The sequence below is a fragment of the Geobacillus genomosp. 3 genome (assembly GCF_000445995.2).
GTDB lineage: Bacteria > Bacillota > Bacilli > Bacillales > Anoxybacillaceae > Geobacillus.
On the sequence record NC_022080.4, the window covers coordinates 1,761,282 to 1,781,335 of the forward strand.

17 protein-coding genes are annotated in these 20,054 nt (G+C 51.8%); 3 read left to right on the forward strand and 14 right to left on the reverse strand.

Annotation, left to right across the window (positions count from 1 at the left end):
• Positions 1-23: 23 nt before the first annotated feature.
• Positions 24-2,390 carry an immune inhibitor A domain-containing protein gene (locus M493_RS08785; RefSeq protein WP_041267912.1) on the reverse strand — a complete coding sequence of 789 codons (2,367 nt, stop codon included), beginning with the start codon at positions 2,388-2,390 and terminating at the stop codon, positions 24-26.
• 269 nt (positions 2,391-2,659) lie between these two features.
• Between M493_RS08785 and M493_RS08790 the strand changes: the two genes are divergently transcribed.
• Both M493_RS08790 and map read left to right on the forward strand, forming a co-directional pair.
• Positions 2,660-3,961, forward strand: a complete 1,302-nt coding sequence (locus tag M493_RS08790) for an ATP-binding protein (RefSeq protein WP_020959965.1) — start codon at positions 2,660-2,662, stop codon at positions 3,959-3,961.
• Positions 3,962-4,122: 161 nt separating this feature from the next.
• The gene (map, locus tag M493_RS08795; protein WP_020959966.1) at positions 4,123-4,872 is read left to right on the forward strand and encodes a type I methionyl aminopeptidase; all 750 of its coding nucleotides are present in this window, start codon (positions 4,123-4,125) and stop codon (positions 4,870-4,872) included.
• Positions 4,873-5,046: 174 nt separating this feature from the next.
• Here the strand turns inward: map and M493_RS08800 are convergent, their stop codons facing one another.
• On the reverse strand, positions 5,047-5,448 hold the full coding sequence (locus M493_RS08800; protein ID WP_020959967.1) for a secondary thiamine-phosphate synthase enzyme YjbQ: 402 nt from the start codon (positions 5,446-5,448) through the stop codon (positions 5,047-5,049).
• Positions 5,449-5,595: 147 nt separating this feature from the next.
• On the opposite strand from M493_RS08800, the gene M493_RS08805 reads away from it, so the two are divergent.
• Positions 5,596-6,561 carry an MBL fold metallo-hydrolase gene (locus tag M493_RS08805; protein ID WP_020959968.1) on the forward strand — a complete coding sequence of 322 codons (966 nt, stop codon included), beginning with the start codon at positions 5,596-5,598 and terminating at the stop codon, positions 6,559-6,561.
• A 54-nt stretch (positions 6,562-6,615) separates the two neighbouring features.
• Here M493_RS08805 and M493_RS08810 read toward each other — a convergent pair whose 3' ends face one another.
• From M493_RS08810 to M493_RS08865, 12 genes are all read right to left on the reverse strand, one after another.
• Positions 6,616-8,481: a PTS fructose transporter subunit IIABC gene (locus M493_RS08810; protein ID WP_020959969.1), complete on the reverse strand. Its 1,866-nt coding sequence runs from the start codon at positions 8,479-8,481 to the stop codon at positions 6,616-6,618.
• Positions 8,482-8,506: 25 nt separating this feature from the next.
• Positions 8,507-9,418: a 1-phosphofructokinase gene (gene pfkB / locus M493_RS08815; protein WP_020959970.1), complete on the reverse strand. Its 912-nt coding sequence runs from the start codon at positions 9,416-9,418 to the stop codon at positions 8,507-8,509.
• Positions 9,415-10,167, reverse strand: a complete 753-nt coding sequence (locus M493_RS08820) for a DeoR/GlpR family DNA-binding transcription regulator (protein WP_020959971.1) — start codon at positions 10,165-10,167, stop codon at positions 9,415-9,417. The genes pfkB and M493_RS08820 overlap by 4 nt, the downstream gene beginning before the upstream one ends.
• A gap of 182 nt (positions 10,168-10,349) precedes the next feature.
• Positions 10,350-11,261 (reverse strand): FixH family protein, encoded by a 912-nt coding sequence (locus tag M493_RS08825; protein ID WP_020959972.1) that lies wholly within the window; start codon positions 11,259-11,261, stop codon positions 10,350-10,352.
• 1 nt (position 11,262) lies between these two features.
• On the reverse strand, positions 11,263-11,925 hold the full coding sequence (locus tag M493_RS08830) for an ABC transporter ATP-binding protein (protein ID WP_020959973.1): 663 nt from the start codon (positions 11,923-11,925) through the stop codon (positions 11,263-11,265).
• Positions 11,922-12,719, reverse strand: coding sequence for an ABC transporter permease subunit (locus M493_RS08835; protein ID WP_020959974.1), 798 nt, complete (start codon positions 12,717-12,719; stop codon positions 11,922-11,924). Before M493_RS08835 ends, M493_RS08830 begins: the two co-directional genes overlap by 4 nt.
• Positions 12,716-14,014, reverse strand: a complete 1,299-nt coding sequence (nosD, locus tag M493_RS08840) for a nitrous oxide reductase family maturation protein NosD (RefSeq protein WP_020959975.1) — start codon at positions 14,012-14,014, stop codon at positions 12,716-12,718. Before nosD ends, M493_RS08835 begins: the two co-directional genes overlap by 4 nt.
• Positions 14,011-14,580 (reverse strand): hypothetical protein, encoded by a 570-nt coding sequence (locus M493_RS08845; protein WP_020959976.1) that lies wholly within the window; start codon positions 14,578-14,580, stop codon positions 14,011-14,013. The genes nosD and M493_RS08845 overlap by 4 nt, the downstream gene beginning before the upstream one ends.
• A 52-nt stretch (positions 14,581-14,632) precedes the next feature.
• Positions 14,633-16,501, reverse strand: a complete 1,869-nt coding sequence (gene nosZ, locus M493_RS08850) for a Sec-dependent nitrous-oxide reductase (RefSeq protein ID WP_020959977.1) — start codon at positions 16,499-16,501, stop codon at positions 14,633-14,635.
• A gap of 18 nt (positions 16,502-16,519) precedes the next feature.
• Positions 16,520-16,972, reverse strand: coding sequence for a c-type cytochrome (locus tag M493_RS08855; protein ID WP_020959978.1), 453 nt, complete (start codon positions 16,970-16,972; stop codon positions 16,520-16,522).
• 175 nt (positions 16,973-17,147) lie between these two features.
• A complete protein-coding gene (locus M493_RS08860; protein WP_041267760.1) occupies positions 17,148-18,980 on the reverse strand; it encodes a diguanylate cyclase in 1,833 nt (610 codons plus the stop codon).
• Positions 18,981-19,204: 224 nt separating this feature from the next.
• Positions 19,205-19,789 carry a DUF5317 domain-containing protein gene (locus tag M493_RS08865; protein ID WP_020959981.1) on the reverse strand — a complete coding sequence of 195 codons (585 nt, stop codon included), beginning with the start codon at positions 19,787-19,789 and terminating at the stop codon, positions 19,205-19,207.
• Between the last annotated feature and the right edge of the window lie 265 nt (positions 19,790-20,054).

Consider the following 20,054-nt stretch of genomic DNA (forward strand, 5'->3'; position numbering starts at 1 on the left):
GTTCCGTGCGCCAAATGATGTTGTCAGCGGTAAATCAACACGCGCGCCGCAGTGCGGTCGGCGCTTTCGCCGATGACGCGGATTTTCAACCCGTAGTTGGGCACGTTCCGCCCGGCATCTTCCACCCCTTTATTGTCATACGCCCGGCTGTCGTCAAACACCGGCGTCGGCGCTGTATCGTGGTCAATGAGCTGTGAGCCATCGATCGCCACGCGGAATGGAGCTCCTTTTTGCAGGCTGAACGCCGCATCATGCACTTGATAGCGAGTCGATGCTGTCGTGTTGCCCGACCATTTCAACGTATGCTGGTCGGCATCGACAACACCAAGGAACCCTTCGCCCGGATGGACGCCCGTCCAGTTGTTGTCATACCCTTCGTCCACATACCAGACGACGAGCCCCGGATCGTACGAAAGCAGCCGGTCGCCGCGCAAAATGTGGGCGAGCCCTTCATCGACGCCGCGGTGGTTGCGCCATTCCAGCAAATAGTAATGCTCGGAATACCGCTTGCCATCGCTCTTCTCAAAACCTTCCACTGCAAAGGCGCTGTCCCCTTCGGCGCCGTCGGCAAGCACGGTTGCCCCATCGGCCGCCACTTGAATGTTATCAATATACCAGCCGGCTTCCGACACCGCCACATCGGTGATGTAATGGAAACGGAGATCAATCGTTTGACCCGCATAGGCCGACAAGTCAAATTCCGCCTTCACCCAACCGTTTGACGCGCCGGTAATGCCGTTGCCGGGGTTTTGCCCGTACGGGTTGCCTGTCGTCGTGATATTTCCTTGAACCGTCGTCCATTCGCTGCTGCCATGCGGTTTCACTTCAACCGCTCCGTAATCCCAATCTTTCTCAATCGCATACCATGTGTCAAATGTCAGCGTCACCGTTGATGCCTCTGTCACATCGAGCGTCGTTGACATCGTATGATCCAGATTGTTCCCGCTTCCCGAGAAGTACGCATACGCACCGCTTGGCGGAGTGGTGACGACCGTTTCTTTCTCCGGCAAGTTGATGCGCACAGCGTCGTGGTTCGTCCCTTTCGTGCTCGCCTCGTCGAGCAATACGTCTACACCGTCTTTTGTAAGCTCATCCCATTCAACGGTCGCCCCGGTCAGCCAGTTGCTGCCTGGCATCGTCGATTGCAAAAACTGTTTCGCCCATGCGCTGAAGCCGGTCGGCTCGGTGCCTGGAATGCGCCCCGCCCAGCTTCCGCTCGACATGATGGACCAATAAGCGACCGGCTCGCCTAATCCGGAGTAAATCGTGTCGTATTCATCCGGCAATCCTAAATCGTGGCCGTATTCATGGGCGAACACCCCTGCCGCCCCGTCAGCCGGTTCGATTGTATAGTCATATGCTGCCAGCTGGCCGCGCCAATACGGCACATCGGCCGTTGTGTTCGGAATGGGATAGACCGATCCTAAATTCCAACGGTGCGACCAAATGGCATCTCCGCCGAGCGAACCGCCGCCCGCTTCTTCACCGACGCTCGAGTGAACAATCATTAAATGGTCGATCAAACCGTCCGGTTCACGGTAGTTGCCGTCGCCATCCAAATCGTACCGATCCTCTTGATCAAACTCGCGCAAATCAACAGTCGGATCTTTGGCTGCCGCCGCCAGCGCCTCGCGCACAAGCGCGCGTGGGTTGGCGTCATTCCCATCCGGCGCCGGCACATTGCCGCCGTAATAGTTAGCGGGATGTTGGGCTTTGTACCAGCCGGCCACTTTTCCCTCGATCGAATAGCTGCCGCCCGATTGCTCCTCATAATATTTTTTCACCGAAATGAGTTTTTCGCCGTTCGGCCCTTCGTAATAGCCGTCATCGCCGCCGAAAATCATGTCTTCATAATGTTCACGGGTATAATCTTTATAATACATATCCGTCTCATTCGGCTGGATGCTGTTATGCGGAAAATCTGGGTATTCAATGAGCAAAACGAGCACACGGTCAACCCGCTTGCCTCCGTTCCACGCCTCCGGCTTGACGGACGGAACGGAATGGTCTTTTGCTTGCCCAAGCTTTTTCCCTTTTCCGTTCAGAACGCCGTTTTTCTGTTGGTTCTCATGCAGCGCATCGGCCCGCTTTACCTCGTATTCGTACAGTTCCCCTTTTTCTTTCGAAGCGTGGGCCGCTTTTTGCTTTAAATAAGCGCGCACCGCCGCTTCCGCTTCAGCCGGGGTAGCATCGGCGCGAAGCTTGCCACTTTTTTTCAACATCTCAGCCAGCTTCTCTTCATTCGCCACTGCCAAATCAACCGGCCCGCCGTGCTTGGCCGTCAAAGGCGCTTCCGGATTGGCAGCCTGCGGGGCGGCCGCCGGCGCCGCCCATAGACCCATTCCAAGCGACAGCGCAGCAACAAGTGATGTGACCGACCGTTTCTTCAAAAACATCCCTCCATATCAAATAAAAGGTTGATAGAAAATCTATACAATTAAAATATTATAGAATAATATGAAAAATGAAAGGGAATTTTTGACTAAGAACAAAAACAGTTCTTTGTACCTATGTTTGTCGAAAAAACGAGATTTATAGCAAAAAAAGACTATCAATTTCACCTTAACAGATCAGTGATGTTCCGGTTACAATGTAATATATTCGCAATTTTTGTAGAAATTCTAGTTATGCAGCTGACGATTGGAAAGAAGGTGCCGTGATGCTTAGTATTTTAAAAGACTTTTTGCTAAACTTGTTTTTTATTCTCCTGCCGGTGTTTCTTGTTCCGCTATGGACGGAACAAGAAAAAGGGCCGAAGCGTCTTCGCTTGTACTTGCCGACCGCTTGTTACGCGATTGTGATCATCTTATGCATCACCCTTCCGGTTAACGCGGGAAACGACTTTATTTTCGACTTGCGGCAAATTCCGCTTTGGGTCGGCAGCCTATACGGCGGGGCTGGGCCGGCCGCCTTGTTGGCGCTCGTGACGATCGTCTACCGCTCATTGTTTGGCGGAGCCGGCGTTTTGACTACTGTCGTTGTTTCCATCGCCATCGCTGCGGTCAGTAGTTTATGGACGAAACGGTTTGTGTCGCTGCCGTCCAAACAGCGCGTGCTGTTGGCGGTGTTGCTCAGCTTTGCATCCGGCCTATTGACGGTCACTATGGCAGAGTGGATCGTCGACAATCCGCCTCCGCTCCTTCTTTCACTTACATTTTTGCTCGTACAACCGGCAGGCATGCTCATCGTTTGCGCCGCCCGCGAGATGGTGCACCATAACATGGCACTGCGCAAGCGAATTATTCGCGCCGAGAAAATGGAAGCAGTCACCCATTTGGCGGCTTCCATCTCCCACGAAATCCGCAACCCGCTGACAGCGGCGCGCGGGTTCATCCAGCTGATTGAAGAGCAGCCGCTTGCCGCCGAGAAGCGCCGTCAGTACGCCCGCATCGCCATGGAAGAGCTCGACCGGGCTGAGGCGATCATTACCGATTATTTGACCTTCGCCAAACCGGCGCCGGAAACGCCGGAAAAACTGAACGTCAAGCTGGAAGTCGAACGGGTCATTGACATCATCCGCCCGCTTGCCAATATGCATTGCGTCGATATTCACACAACACTTGCCCCTTTTTCTGTTATCGGCGAGCGCGAAAAGTTTCGCCAATGTTTGCTCAATGTCATCAAAAATGCCATTGAAGCGATGCCAAACGGCGGAACGTTACACATACACGTCTCGATCGACAATGGGCGTGTGCTCATCCGCATTGCCGACACCGGTGTCGGCATGACGAAAGAACAACTTGAACGGCTTGGCGAGCCGTACTTTACGACAAAAGGGATCAAAGGCACCGGGCTTGGGATGATGGTTGCATATCGCATCATTGAATCCATGAACGGCACGATTCAAATCGAAAGCGAAATACATAAAGGAACGACGGTATCGATTTATTTGCCGCTCGCTCCGTCCCCATCTCCATCCACGATTTCCGATAAAGAAAAGCAGTTGTTTGCCGTCTTGTAAACGCCGGGGCAAGCCGGCGAAAGACGATAACCGACGGAACAAAGGATGCCTGTTCGGGCGTCCTTTTTCTTTGTCCTATATTCCCGCCAGTTTATCACCACTGGCGTTTTTGTTACAATACTATAGGATGGAAACATACCGAAGGAAAAGGAGACAGTTGCATGATTCACGTCAAAACGGAACGGGAAATTCAGTTGATGCGTGAGGCGGGGAAACTCTTGGCCGCCTGCCATCAAGAAATCGCCAAGCGCATCAAACCGGGGGTAACGACGATGGAAATCGACCGGTTTGTCGAAACGTTTTTGGCCAAATACGGCGCCAAGCCGGAACAAAAAGGATACCGCGGCTACCCATATGCCACGTGCGCCTCGGTGAACGACGAAATTTGCCACGGGTTTCCACGCAACGAGCCGCTTAAAGAAGGCGATATCGTCACGATCGATTTCGTGGTCAACTGGCGCGGAGCGCTCGCTGATTCGGCGTGGACGTACGCAGTTGGCGATGTCAGTGAAGATGTGCAAAAGCTGCTCCACGTCACGGAACAGTCGCTATACAAAGGCATCGAGCAGGCGGTCGTTGGAAACCGAATCGGCGACATCGGCCATGCCATTCAAACGTACGTCGAGCCGCACGGGTTTTCCATCGTCCGTGATTTCACCGGACACGGCATCGGGCCGACGATTCACGAAGAACCGTACGTTCCCCATTTTGGCGAAAAAGGAAAAGGGATGCGCTTAAAGGAAGGGATGGTCATTACGATCGAGCCGATGGTCAACATGGGGGCATGGCAAAGCAAAATGGACGCAAACGGTTGGACGGCGCGCACCGTCGATGGCTCTTATTCGGCGCAATATGAACATACGATCGCCATTACGAAAAACGGGCCGCTGATCTTAACGACGACGGCGTAATGATGCGAATGTTTCTTGTTCTCAACAGCTCGATTTTTTCGACATTCGAAAAACCCGGGTACACGCTTGCCCGGGTTTTTCGTCCTCTTCTCTCTATTCCCGTCAGACCGTGGCAGCCGCTCTGTTGCCATTACTTTCTCCTGTTCTTTTGTTTACATAACATAATTATGGTTACTATCCTTTAAAGATTTTCACGTAAAATGTCCGCTGACGCGGCCCATCGTATTCGCAAAAATAGATGCCTTGCCAGCGGCCAAGCAGCAGACGGCCTTCATGAATGATGACATGCTGCGATGCGCCGACCGTGCTCGCTTTCATATGGGCGGCGGTGTTTCCCTCCATATGGCGGTCAAGCGGATGCTCCCACGGGTACGTTTCATCAAACCGTCGCATCATATCGCGCTTCACATCAGGATCGGCGTTTTCGTTAATCGTGATGCCGGCTGTCGTGTGCGGGCAATACACGACCACCACCCCCTCTTCTACCCCGGACTGGCGCACCGCTTCTTCAACAAATGAAGTAATCTCCACCATTTCATCGCGTTTTGTCGTGCGAAGCGAAAAAGATTGAAGCATGTCTTTCACCCTCCCGAACAAACATTTTGTAGAACAAAGCAAAATTTGCTACTTTTTAATTATAGCGCATGGAGCAATCTCCCGCCTGACATCACCGCATGGAAATGGGAGTCTCCTCATAAAGATGATCGTGGAGGGAAAACTGCCGTGCCGAAACGATATACAAATCTTGACAACATCGTAACGCACAAAACATGGGCCGATTTTCGCCGCTGGCAGCGGGAGCGGAAACAAAAACAAAAAGATTTGTCATACATCGTCCCCCGTGTGGAGCCGCCGCAATCTGAGCGGCTTCACCATCCTGATGGGCGGCCGCAGCTTTGCTGGGTTGGCCATTCGACCTTTATCATGCAGCTGGCCGGCGTTACGATCGTCACCGACCCGGTTTGGGCGCAGCGGATGGGCACGGCCAAACGCTTGTCGGCTCCGGGCATCGCGCTTGAGGACATGCCGCCCGTTGATGCAGTGCTCATCTCTCACGGCCACTATGACCACTTGCATATCGGCAGCCTCCGCCGCTTGCCGGGCGACCCGCACGTGTTCGTGCCCGAGGGGCTCGGCCGCCTGCTCCGCCGCCGCGGCTTCCGCCATGTCACTGAGCTGTCGTGGTGGAAAACCGTTCCGTTCGGCAGCGTGTCGTTCACGTTCGTCCCGGCCCAACATTGGACGCGGCGGACGCTTTGGGATACGAACACCTCGCACTGGGGCGGATGGGTGATCGAGGCAGACGGCGCCCCCACCGTCTACTTCGCCGGCGACAGCGGTTACTTCCGCGGCTTTCGCGACATCGGCGAACGTTTTTCCATCGACTATGCGCTCTTGCCGATCGGCGCCTACGAGCCGGAATGGTTTATGGGACCGCAGCACACGACCCCGGAAGAGGCGGTACAGGCGTTTTTGGACTGCCGCGCCCGTTTGTTTGTCCCGATGCACTACGGCGCCTTCCGCTTGGCCGACGATACACCGAAAGAAGCGCTCGACCGCCTGCTCGCCGAATGGCGGCAACGCGAGTTGGATGACAGCCGCTTGCTTTGCTTGAAACTCGGCGAAGTGATCGATGCCGCTTCCCCACTAGCCGCCATGCAAAAAGAAAAAGGCGCCCGGCGGGGGTGAAAAAGCCGGCGGGCGCACCGAAAAGCGTTCCGGGTGTGCGGAACGCTTTTTCTCTTATTCTTGCACTTCTTTTTTCCACAGTCCAACCATCAATGCAGTCACAATAGAGCCGGCCAAAATCGCCAACATATAAAGCCATGCACTGCCTTTCACGATCGGGATGACGAACATGCCGCCATGCGGCGCCGGCAGCCCGATATGGAACAACATCGTCAACGCCCCGGCAACCGCCGAACCGACAATGATCGACGGAATGACCCGCACCGGGTCGGCGGCCGCAAACGGAATCGCTCCTTCGGTAATGAACGAAGCGCCCATCACATAGCACGTTTTCCCTGCTTCACGTTCGGCTTTTGTAAACTTTTTCTTAAACAGCGTCGTCGCCAGCGCCAATCCGAGCGGCGGCACCATCCCGCCGGCCATGATGGCGGCATGCGGCGCATAGTTGCCGGCGTCGATCATCGCAATCCCGAACGTAAACGCCGCCTTGTTGATCGGTCCGCCCATGTCAACGGCCATCATGCCGCCCAGCACGGCGCCAAGCAGCACTAAGTTCGCCGTTCCCATCCCGGAAAGCCAATGTTTCAGCCCTTCATTCAACGCTTTCACCGGATCGATGACGATATACATCATAATGATGCCGGTGAAGAAAATGCCGAACAGCGGATACAACAACACCGGTTTGATCCCTTCGAGCGACTGCGGCAAGCGACTGAACAGTTTCCGCAGCCCGACAACCAAATACCCAGCTAAAAAGCCGGCGATCAACCCGCCCAAGAACCCTGCACCGCCGTTGGCCGCCATAAAGCCGCCGACCATCCCCGGCGCAAATCCCGGCCGGTCGGCAATGCTCATCGCGATAAACGCGGCAAGCACCGGAATCATTAAGGCAAACGCGTTGCCGCCGCCAATGTCCATCAACGCTTTCGCAAACGGATGGTACGACGGGTCGTTCGGATCAAACGCCTTAATGCCAAACGTGAAGGAAAGGGCGATTAAAATCCCGCCGCCGACGACAAACGGCAACATGTTCGATACGCCGTTCATCAAATGTTTATAAAAACCGGTGCGCGGTTTGGCCGCCCCGCCGTCCCGCACCGCGCCGCTTGCCCGGTAAACCGGCGCCTCTTGGCGCAGCGCCTGCTCGATCAGCTTCTCCGGCTCGCGGATCGCCTGGGCGACCGGCACTTGAATGACATGTTTGCCGTCAAAGCGGTCCATGTCGACTTGTTTATCGGCTGCGACAATGATCGCCGCGGCTTCTTCAATCTCTTGGGCCGTGAGGGCGTTTTTCACTCCATCGGAACCGTTTGTCTCGACTTTGATCGATACACCCATTTCCGCCGCCTTTGCTTTCAAGGCATCAGCTGCCATATACGTATGGGCGATCCCGGTCGGGCACGCCGTAACCGCGAGCACTTTCCGCCCGCCCCCTGCCGGCGCGGCTGGCGATGGTGCTTCCCGCTCACTTTCTTTCGCCGCAAACAAACGGACAATCTCCTCCTCGCTTGAAGCGGTTTCAAGCTGAGTGCGGAACGATTCGTCCATTAACAGCGAGGACAGGCGGGCGAGCGCCTGCAAGTGCGTCTGTTCGCCGCCCTCCGGCGCCGCGATCATGAAAAACAAGCGGCTCGGCTTCCCGTCCAACGATTCATAGTCAATGCCAACCGCCGAACGGCCGAACGCCACCGCCGGGCGCTTGACCGCCGCTGTTTTGGCGTGCGGAATGGCGATGCCGTCGCCAACGCCGGTTGTGCTTTGTTGTTCGCGCGCCCAAATGGCTCGTTTGAACGCTTCCACATCGCTGACCGCCCCCGCCTCAGCGAGCTTGGACGCCAATTCGCCAATGACCTCGCTTTTTGTCTTCGCTTGAAGCTGAAGAATGATGGTTTCTTTCGTCAACAAATCAGTGATGTTCATTTGCACGGTCCCCCTTGATTTTCCGTTATAAACGCATGATGCGGACGCGTCTAGCAATCGTTTCCACTTCGTCTTTCGTGCATAAATCTTCGGAAAACGCGGTCGCGCTCCCGGCCGCCACGCTGCAGACAAACGCTTCCTCAACCGCTTTCCCGTCCGCGTGGGCGGCCAAAAAGCCAGCGACCATCGAATCGCCCGCTCCGACGGAATTTTTCACCGTTCCTTGCGGCGCCTCAGCAAACAGCGTCGCCTCTTCACTGAAGTAAAACGCCCCGTCACCAGCCATGGACACGATGACATGTTCAATGCCCATTTCGACTAGCCGGCGCCCATAGGTAACGATGTCTTCTCTTGTTGGTGTTGATACCCCAAACAACTCGGCCAGCTCGTGATGGTTCGGCTTGACAAGAAAGGGACGGTTGGCGAGCAAAGCCCGCAGCGCCGGGCCGCTCGTATCAACTGCCACTTTTCCTCCTTGCCGGCTCGCTTCCGCCGCAATTTGCCCGTATACATCCGGCGGCAATGATGAAGGTACGCTTCCCGCCAATACAAGCACATCGCCGACAGCCATTGTGCGGATTTTCGCCAGCAGCTGGATGATGTCCTCGTCGGCAATCGACGGCCCTTGGCCATTAATTTCCGTCTCGCGCCCTGCCTTTAGCTTGACATTAATGCGCGTCTGGCCGGAGACTCGAACAAAATCGGAAACGATCCCTTCTTTCCGGAGCTCGGCTTCAATAAACTCCCCGGTAAACCCGCCGACAAAGCCGAGCGCTACACTGTCGACACCGAGCCGCTTCAGCACGCGGGATACGTTAATCCCTTTCCCGCCCGGGAATGTCATCGTTTTCAATGCGCGGTTCAGTTCGCCGATGCGCAATTCATCGACATGGACAACGTAATCAACAGATGGATTGAACGTACAAGTGTAAATCATCGCGTCACAACCTCGACTGTCGTTTTTGCTTTGTATCGCTCTTGCCACTCCTCATCAAGCTCATCGGTGATCAAGACGGCTTCGTCCAAATCGGCAATTTTGGCAAACGCGCTTTCATTCAACTTGGAATGGTCGGCAAGCACATACGCCTGCTGCGCCAACTGCATCGCCGTATATTTGACGAGCGCCTCTTCTGGATCCGGCGTCGTGTACCCATGCTCATCATGAACGCCGTTCGCGCCGATAAAACATTGATCGAACCGATATTGCCGCAGCGATTCAATCGCGCCCCGCCCGATTAAGGCTTTCGTCTTCGGCTTCACCATGCCGCCAATGACATACGTCGTGATGCCATACTCGAGCAGCCGTTCCACATGCATGACGCCGTTCGTGACGACAACGACATCTTTTTCCGCCAGATGCGGAATCATTTCAAACGTCGTCGTCCCGGCATCCAAGTAAACGCAGTTGCCTTGTTGCACCAAACGGGCGGCATAGGCGGCGATCTGCCGTTTTTCTTCCATATATTTCAGCGATTTTTCCGACACGCTCAACTCTTCGCGTTTTTGCTGCAGCAAAGCTGCTCCGCCGTGAATGCGGCGCAGCTTTTTTTCTTTTTCCAACTGCGTCAAATCGCGGCGAATCGTCGATTCGGACGCCCCTGTCGCGTCAACAAGCTCTTGCAGCTTGACAACCCCTTTTTGCACCAATAAGTCCAAAATAAGGCGGTGGCGTTCTTCTGTCAGCACGTTTCCACCTCCGATAGTAGGCAATAGTGTCTATCTCTATCATAAGCGAAGGCAAGCAAAAAATCAATCATAATCATCCATTTTCATTCATTAATAACCAAAATAATATCAAAAACAATCACAAACGGTCGACAACAACAAAAAAAACATTGCCCTTCATGCTGATGGGGCAATGTTTCCCACTACAACCCGGAAAGATATAGCTGAATGTCCAACGAATCGATTTGCGAGACAAGCAATTCCTCATACTTCTTTTGTGCGAAGAAACGCACCTCCGTCTCCGCCATGCCCGGATGTTCGGTTTTGACTTGCTTCACCATGTCGTTCCACACGTTTTGCGCGAGCAACACAAGCCGGACATAATGCCGTTCTTGCTTCCAAAATGCCGTTTCCCCGTATTGGCGGATGAGCGTTTGCGCCGTTTTGCTTTCGCTGTATTGATTCTTTCGCTTTTCCATCTCGCGGTCAACCGCCTGCTGGCCGACTGAATACCCTTTTTCTTCCGCAAGCAGCGCCATCGAGTGCAGTTCGATGAGGTGAGTGAGAGCGGAACGGGGCTCAGCCGTCGCATTAAGTTGCCGCTCCCAATAGCTGAGCCGCTCGGTGAGCTCCGGGCCGCGCTCGTTCTGTTGGATCTCCTCCATAGCCGAGGAGATCTCAATTTTCCGTCGTGTTTGGTAAAACTTCACTTCCGCTGCCGTAATCGCTTGGCCGTTGATCATCGCGGCAACATCTTGCCGCTTGACCGTCAGTGTCACAAGCTTTTCCGTCATTTCGCTCCCGTCTTTCATTTGCAACAAAACATCCCATTCTCCTTCCATCGGCAGCTGCACTTGTCCCTCATAAAGGCCGGGTTCCCCTTCTTTCAACGCGGCAACGATTTGCCCGTGGTCCATGTTCGCCATCTCAAATATCGCCGTCACCTCAAGCCCGCTGGCCGGTTCCCCGTTCTTTTGAATGGCAACCGCAAACGTGGAAGCTGTTCCTTCCTTATAAAAAGGGGTGGTTTTCACCGACACAGTCCAATCGCTTCCTTGGCATCCGGCGAGCAACACCAAAAGTGCTGCCATAATCGTCATCCATTGCCGCTTCACGTTATTCTCCTCCCATCATCGTATGAAGGGTAAACTGTTCAACCGGATATTTCGTCACTTTCCCATTTTCCAAATAGGCGACATGGGTGCAAAGCTGCCTGACTTCATCGAGGTGATGCGAAGAGATCAGCATCGTTTTGTCCGGCAGCGAGCGCAAAATCGAGAAAAAATCCGCCCGCCCTAACGGATCGAGCCCGCTTGTCGGCTCGTCTAAAATGAGCAGTTCGGCATCATCGTAAAGCATAATGGCAAGCCCGAGCCGCTGCAACATGCCTTTGGAATAATGTCTGCTTTTCATATGACGCGCCTCCCACAGGCGGACGGCGCGCAAAACGTGCTCAATCCGTCCTTCATCGACCGTCCCGTGCAATGAAGCGAAAAAGCGCACATTTTCCTCGCCGGTCAACTGGGGATAAAGCTGGAATTTTTCCGGCAAATAGGCGACTTTCGTTTTCCATTCATGCCGCCGATGGTCAATGCCGGCAATGGACACCGCCCCGCGCGCGGCCGGAAGCAAATTCAGCAAACTATGGATGAACGTCGATTTTCCGGCGCCGTTTCGCCCGACCAAGGCGCACCGCTCTCCTTTTTTAATGACGAGATGAACGTCATCCAACACTTTTTTGTTCCGATATGAAACGGTCAACCCGGCCACTTCGATCATCGTTCTTCCCCCTTTCGGCTCCACCCGATCGATGCCGCCAACGCTCCGACGCCCCAAACGGCGATATTCAGCAGCACAAACAGCTCAGGCGGAAACGAGAAAAACTTTTTCATCGTCCGCGACAAATAGTCAAGCGAAAACACTCCGAGCGCCGTCTCTAAATAAAAGCGAAGCGCGTGCAGCGGCTGCAAGAAATAAACAAATGAAAATAGACGAACGTTGTCATACGTAACCGACGGCAATATATAAAGCAACACGAAATCATACAAGTAAAGAAATACGAACAGCACAGCCAAATTGGCGCTGATCAGTTGAATTTTCGTTTTACACAAGAGGCCAAGCAAAATGCCAAGCTGGTTAAACATGAACACGAGCGCCATCGTGGCAAGCAAAAAGTGAAGAAAAGGCGGTACATGAAAAACAAACCAAAACTTCACCGGCACGATCAAAATGAAATACCAGACGATCAACACCGCCATCGTCAAGAGCTGAATCGCCGCACTTTTTCTCCATAAAAACGACAAAGGCGAGCGGCTTTTGGCCACAATCATCACCATCGTCCGCTGCTCCTTCTCCTGCATGACCGAAAACGAAGCGAAAAACAAACAAAGAAGCGGCACGATATACACATTCATCTCAAACATCATTTGCAAAAACACAGGTAATCCGTGCTCAGCCGGCAGCGATTTGACGCTCGCCAACACGGAAAGCGAGGCGGCCGCCACCGGCAGAAACAAGAGCCAAAACGCCTTGCTCCGCGAAAGCTCGAGCCATTCTTTCCAAAGATAGCTCATTTTCGAAAACCCCTTTGCCATATCATCGTTCCCACTCCAAGAACAGCCAACCCCCATACCCAGTGGGCGGCTTTGCCCTTTTGCACCACCGGGGCGCGGTCGATTGCCATCACGTCGCCCGCTTGCTGCCATTCATGAATTTTTTCATAAACGTGCAAGCTTGGCGATGACAAAAACAAATACGCGAGTTCATTTTCTTCCGCCAGTTTATGAAACGAAGACGAGTAGCGAAAAGGCGAATCGCCCTTTCCATCCTGGTTCAAATCAAACAGCGCCGCTTCGTCTCCCCAATCGTTGCCGACACCATGAGCATCCCAACGGTTGCGATCTTCACCGCCAAGGCGCAAAACGGCAATCGTGTTTTTCCAAATCCGGTTTTTCGTAAACGTTTGGTGTTGCGAGCTCGCCCAAAGCTCAATGCCGATTTCGTTTTGCAAAAAAAGATTGTCTTGCAAAACGTTATCGTTCGATTGATCAACGTACAATCCCCGCCCGTTTTGGTAAAACGTGTTGGCGATGATTTGGTTGTCATTCGCCATTTGCAGCAGCAGTCCAAATGAACGCATTCCTTTGTTGAATACAAAGCGGTTGTTTTGAAGGACGATCCGGTTTGAGTTCATGATCGCCGCCCCGCCGTTATTAAGCATAAACGTGTTGTCGTAAAACGCATTGTCATCGGAATACATATAATGAAGCCCATAACGGGTGCGCGACACCTCGTTCCGTCGGGCGACATTATGGTTGGCATAGTCGAAAAAGATGCCGTCTCTCGTTCCGATGATGACGTTATCTTCCAATTCGTTAAAATTGGAGTAGTAAATATGCAGCCCATTTCCTTGTCCGGCGATATCCCCATTTTGTTCGCCGATCACCCGCACGTTGGCGATCCGATTATGATGCGCCTGGCTTAAATAAATGCCGTGAAACGACCGGGTCACCGTAATCTCTTCCAGCGTATTGCCGTCTGAGTACACTTTAATGCCGGCGTATTCCTCTTGCGTGCTGCGGCTTTTTCCGCTGTTTGTGACCGTTACACGTTTGATCACCACATGCGGCGCTTTGACGGAAATCACGTTGCCGCGCCCGCTCCCTTGAATGACGGTCCCTTTCGTGCCGATGATCACAAGCGGCTTATCGATCACAAGATCGCCCTTGTATGTTTTGTTTTCCAAACGAATCGTGCTGTGAGCCGGTGCGGCGTCAATCAGCTGCTGCAACGTTCCGTCGGCATCGACCTCGTTCGGAACATAGAAAGAGCAAAGAAAAAACAAGGAAATGAGCAGCCATCGCTTCATCTTTTTTTCCTCTCCTTCCAAAGCGGAACGAGCAGACACACAAACGCGGCACCGACAATGTACGCGCCAGAAGCAAAATAGCTGAATGTCGTGAAATTGGCAATCGTGTTTTCTCCAAAAATCGGCGGCACAAACGGCTCAATCTCGATCGGGGCATTGTCACTCAAATTCGTCCCAAAATCAGCGAGCCAGCGGTGAATATCGTAGATGCCGAGCGCCCCGCCAATCAGGAAGAGAACAATAAGCGCGTACAGCCCTTTTTGGCTTCTCACTAGCGCCACGAGAAAGGCCGCTATGGCCATAGCGATGACGAGATACGACAAATACCCGAGTTCCGGAAAGCTCTCTTCACTAAACGGCTTCATGCCGATATAGTGGTTGAGCCCGTTAATAATCTCGATATCGCCTTCGAGCCTATTTGGATAAACGATAATCTTCAATCCTTCCGGATATTGCGGAGCGATGAAATCCATCCCCCACCACGGAAACGAAAGAGAGAAAAGCAACAGCCCTCCGGACACACCGACAAACGCAGCCGACAGAGCTGATAGTTTCGTTGTCGCCATCGTTTGATACACCTCTTTGGACAGACAAGGGGGACAAAGCGTCCCCCTCGCTTTATTGTTTCGGCTTCACTAACAAATATCCGGTCATTTCCTGGTGCAGCGCCGAACAGAAATTGGTGCAATACAGCGGGTACGTCCCCGGCTTACCGGCGGTAAACTCAATCGTGTTCGTTTGCCCCGGCTGAATTTCCATGTTTAAGTCGTATTGGTTAATGGCAAAGCCGTGGGTAATATCTTCGTCAAAGTCCAAGTTTGTAATATGAACGATCACCTTGTCGCCTTCATTCACTTCAATCACATCCGGCCGTTTCGCTTTGGCATCAAAGATAAACTTCGAGCGCATCGCAATGCCGTACACGTGCACTTCGTTCCCTTTCCGAACGATGCGGGCGTCTTGTTGGCTGTAAACGGCATTCGGGTTGTTTTCCTCTTTCGGATACACTTCGATCGTTTTAATTTTGTCGGCCTTAATCATCTGCCCGTAGTGCGGCTCCGGGTCGACCGGCGACGATTGAATCACTTTCATTTTTTCACCGCTGATGTCAATGAGCTGCATCGACTCCGGATGGGACGGCCCGACCGATAAGTAGCTGTCTTTCGCGAGCTTGTTGAGCGACACTAAATACTTCCCGTCTGGAGAAACCGTATCCCCTTCGGCAGAAACAGCATGCCCTGGCGAGTATTGCACCGGAACGCGATCCAACACCTCTCCGGTTTCGGGATTCCATTTCACAATTTCAGACGAAATGAACATCGTCGTGTACGCCATGCCTTTATCGTCAAACTGTGTATGCAACGGCCCAAGCGCATTTTCCGGGTTGACTTCCCGCTCCATCACCGACTCATATTTTAAAATCGGAATACCGTTCCGTTCACCGGCAAACTCTTTCTTTTCAATCGCTTGAAACGCTTTTTCAAACGAGAACACCGTCAGCAGCGGGGCGAGCTTCCCGGAAGCGATAAAATACTTCCCGTCCGGCGTGACGTCAACGCCATGCGGCGATTTGGCGACCGGCACTAAATAAATGCCGCCTTGATGCTTTTCCGGAAAAATCATTTTTTGGCCGCCGACGTTATCGTATTTTCCTTCCTTCACCATCTTATCAAGCTCTTTCCAGTTGAACAACACGATAAAATCGCGGTCTTCTTGGGAGGCATTGATCTCTAAGTTTGTCGTTGCCTCTTCCGTGTTATAGGTCGTCAACACCGCCCAGTCTTTGGACACTTTTTTCCCGGCATCCGACAAATCGTACGACCACGGCGGCAGCGCCACTTGATAAGCGATGTTCAGCTTTTGCGCTTTTTCGTCAAACGTGACGGCACTCATCACGCCGCGGTATTTAGTGCTGTACTCATCGAGCGATGCATATTGATGGCCGATCGGGACGGAAAACCGCGTCGGCAAAAATAAATATTCCGTATTCTCCGTCACAAACGCGGCACAGTGCGGACCGCTCGTGTTCGGGACTTCGATAATGTCTTTAACCGTAAACGTTTTCAAATCCATCACCGCTGCCCGGCTGTTCGCCACATCGGTCGCAAACATGTACTTGCCGTCATATTCCCCGTTCGTTTCCGAAAAAGCCGGGTGATGCAAATCCCCCCATGTGTAGCCGCCAAGCATTTTTTTCGAGTGGGTATCCCAGCCGTAACCAGTCGCCGGATCAGGCGAAAAGACAGGGACAGTGCGAATGCGCCGCATCGACGGCACCCCGTAAATAAACATTTGCCCTGAATGACCGCCAGAGGCAAACAAGTAATATTCGTCCTTTTCACCAAACGGAACGTATACTTTTTCAGCATCGGTTTTGGCCGATGCCGTCGACACCGTATCCGGGGTGGAAAAGTTTCCGAAAAACACGGTCGATGCCAACACCCCGACGGCCAGTCCGGACAGTGCGGAAATCACTTTTTTCTTCATCTGCTTCCCTCCCATTTTCTATTTTTCCGACGCTTCTTTCAAAAGAGCGATGATGTCAGCCCGCTCTTCATCCGTCAACGGATTGGACTTGATCACCCCGGACATCACGGCAGATGTCGGCGCTTTTAAAAACTCCTCAATCGGCTTCCCATGCTTGCCCTCAACCACTTGATACGCGTTCGACAAATCCGGGCCGGTCGTTCCACCTTGCAAATTGAGCTTGGAAACAGAATGGCAAGAGAGGCAGCCCTTTTTCTGTAATATGTTTCCATCCTGTGTACTGGCGTTCGCCGTTTCCCCCTTCGCACCCTCTTTCCCGGCCGAAGCTGACGGCTCGGACACGCTCTCTGTCTCTTGTTTCGCCGTTTGCGCCGCATTCGTCCCCCCTTTTTCTCCTGGCTGAAAATACACATAACCGCCTGCTAAACCAATCAAGGCGCTAACGAGAAAAATGATGACCGTTTGCTTCATGTGCACCCTCCTTTCCTTTAGGCGAAAATCTGTTATCATTATAGCCTCCGTTTCTTGGCTGCCCCTGTGCAAAAAGTCACTTCATTTCCAATATCCGTGAACACTATTTGGCAAAAACGTGGCAAAACGGTGAAAAAATAAAAAACACTTGCCACCGGCAAGTGCCCTCCCCTTTCTAGATCTCATTCAGTTGTTGCACCTTCGCGAGCGGCAAATAGCGCTCCTTGACAAACTCAATAAACTTCGCCGCATAAATCGGATCAAACTGCGTCCCGGCACAACGGTTGATTTCTTCAACCGCCTCGTCAAACGTTTTCGTTCGCTGGTACGGCCGCTCCGTCGTCATGGCGTCAAACGAGTCGATAATACACAAAATGCGGGCCAGTTTCGGGATTTCCTCCCCTTTCAGCCCGTACGGATATCCTTTCCCGTCATAGCGCTCATGATGCAGCTCGATCAGCGGAAGCAAATCGTCGAACCGCTTCTCCGCCGCAATCAATTCCTTTCCCCATGTCACGTGCTTTTTGACGATTTCCCACTCGTGCTTTTCCAATTTCCCTTGCTTGTTTAAAATATCGCGCGGCACTTCAATTTTGCCAATATCATGAATCAGCGCCCCTAAAATGAGCGTCTGTCGTTCATGGTCGGTTAATTCGTTGAGGCGGCTGCCAAATTCAAGGGCGTATTTAAACACCCGCTTGCTATGGCGGTATGTATACACATCTTTGGAAAGAAAAAATTTCACTTGCTGCTCGAGCGCTTCCAAGTCTTGTTTGAACTTGATTTCATCAAAGCACATGTTGTGCTTATCATAAATTTGCACATTGTTTTTCCCTTGCGCCTTGGCATAATAAAGCGCCTGATCGGCACGGTGAATAAGTTCATCGCTTTCATACATGTCCTTTTCCATTTCGGCAATGCCGCAGGAAAACGACAGACAACGGTATGGAATGTGCTCGACGCCTTCAAAATATGTATCGTTCACGTTCTTGCGCAGCCGGTTTAAAAACGCGTACGCGTCTTCTTTCGTTGTACTCGGCATTAAAATGGCAAACTCTTCCCCACCGTAGCGGGCAACGATGAAATTAGTTCCTTCCACCGCTTTTTTCAACCGCGCACCGAAAAACGCCAGCAGCTTGTCCCCTTGCAAGTGGCCGTTTCGGTCGTTGTATTTTTTAAAATCGTCCAAGTCCAAAAACGCGAGCGTCAACGGCTTCTTCAACTTCTTGCAATCGGCAAACTGTTCTTTCAACGTTTCCTTGAAAAAGCCGTGGTTGTAGAGGCCGGTTAAATGGTCTTTGTTAGCGCGGTCAGAGGTCAATTGGTATAACTGCAAAAACTTTTTAAACACAAAGGATAACAGTGTCACTAAAATAATCAATACAAATAGACCAAAATACTTTGCCTCCCATAATAAAATGGCTAAAACTAATGAGAGCAATAGAGTAATAGAGTAACTGATGCACGCTTCTTTTAAAACCCCCAGTTCCAGAGCCCCTTTGAAGATTTGGCCTACAGACAGAAAGAAAATTAATATTAGAGCAACATTAACCCCAAAATAGACTAGCAAACTAGCTAAATAAGGCAAGAGATTGTATGGGTTTACCCTTCCAATCTCTCCGTGAAGGAATAAAAAGGAATAATAAGCACCTGATATCATTAGGCAGTACATTGAAAAATTAAAAAGATGCCGCCAAAAAGACATTTTTCTTCTGTAAAAAAGTTCTACAACACTATAGATGAAGAGAACCTGTAAGGTAAAACTAATCCCGTATAAAAATAAAACAGCAAGATAAATAGACGAATCCATTGAAAAAGAGTTGGCTTTAGGAGGTAAGCTGATTGGAAAAAAATTTAATAAAATAATTGAACCAACTAACATATAAATTAAAACCCAATCCTCAAGGGATTGAGCAAAAAAATCACTATTAATCCCAAATACTGACAAGCCTAAAAGTGAGATAATAAACGTATAAATTTTTTCAAAATTTCTTAATTCTAAACTCATACATAACCACTCTCTATCCACATTGTCGCATTCTCCGTAAAACAACAACAAAAAACTGAAAGGAGATAATATAAAATGCTCCCCTTTCATATGTGGAGAAAATAGTAACTATTCAATTAGTCTAAACCCCGACGTCAACGCCACGATCACCGAACCGAGGATGAACAGATTGATCAACACTTGCTTTGTTTTTACACTCATCTTCTTTTCCTCCTTATGATGTTTTATTGATTCGCAGGAGCAGCCGCTGTCTCTTTCTCGTCTTGTCTCGGTGCGTTAAGCATGAGATGTTGGATGAACAGAAACGCTCCTACGTTCATCACGACGTCACCGATGCTGATGACTTGTTGGCGCGGGTACGGCGGGGACAGCGGGATGATGTCGCCAAGAAACGGCAAAAGCGTGTCGGACGTGATCGCCTGGTGCTTGCCGTACAAGCCGGCTTTCAACGCATCGATGTACTCGCGGCCGAGAAACTGGGCGGCTTCAACCGAGACGGGCATCCGTCCACCGTTGACAGCCATGACGATGAAGTTAAGCAACACGCCGGCGAAGATGACCGGGAATCCCGGCTGATGACGGTTGAGCCATAAAAACACGAGCCCGATGATGTAGACGAGAAGAAACACCCCGTTGCTCATCTTCGCGACCCACTCTACTTTCCCTTGCAGGAAAAAGACCGCAAACTGCACCGCAAGCAGCAACGGAAACAGCCAACCGCCGCGCAATTTCATATGGGCCAGCCCTTTGAAGTTCCCGCCGCGAAACCAGCCGACTAGCAGCGACAAAATGATCCCATCGTAAACCATAACGTTGTCCCCTTACAAAAACAGAATTTTCTCTCTTTTCTAAACCACCGTCTACATTTCTATTTTTACCGTTTTCTTCATGTTTTGTAAATAGTCCGTTCGCCCTAATCACCTTCAAATCTTTCCGTTTTTTTCTCTTTTTCCTCTACCCTCTATCTTTTTCGACCATATTTTTCTTCAAAATCCGCCATTCCCTCTGCGTTCGTCCTAGTACAAAAGCCGCTTTCTCCGCTGTTCGCAACACCTCCAGGGCGATGTTGCGCTT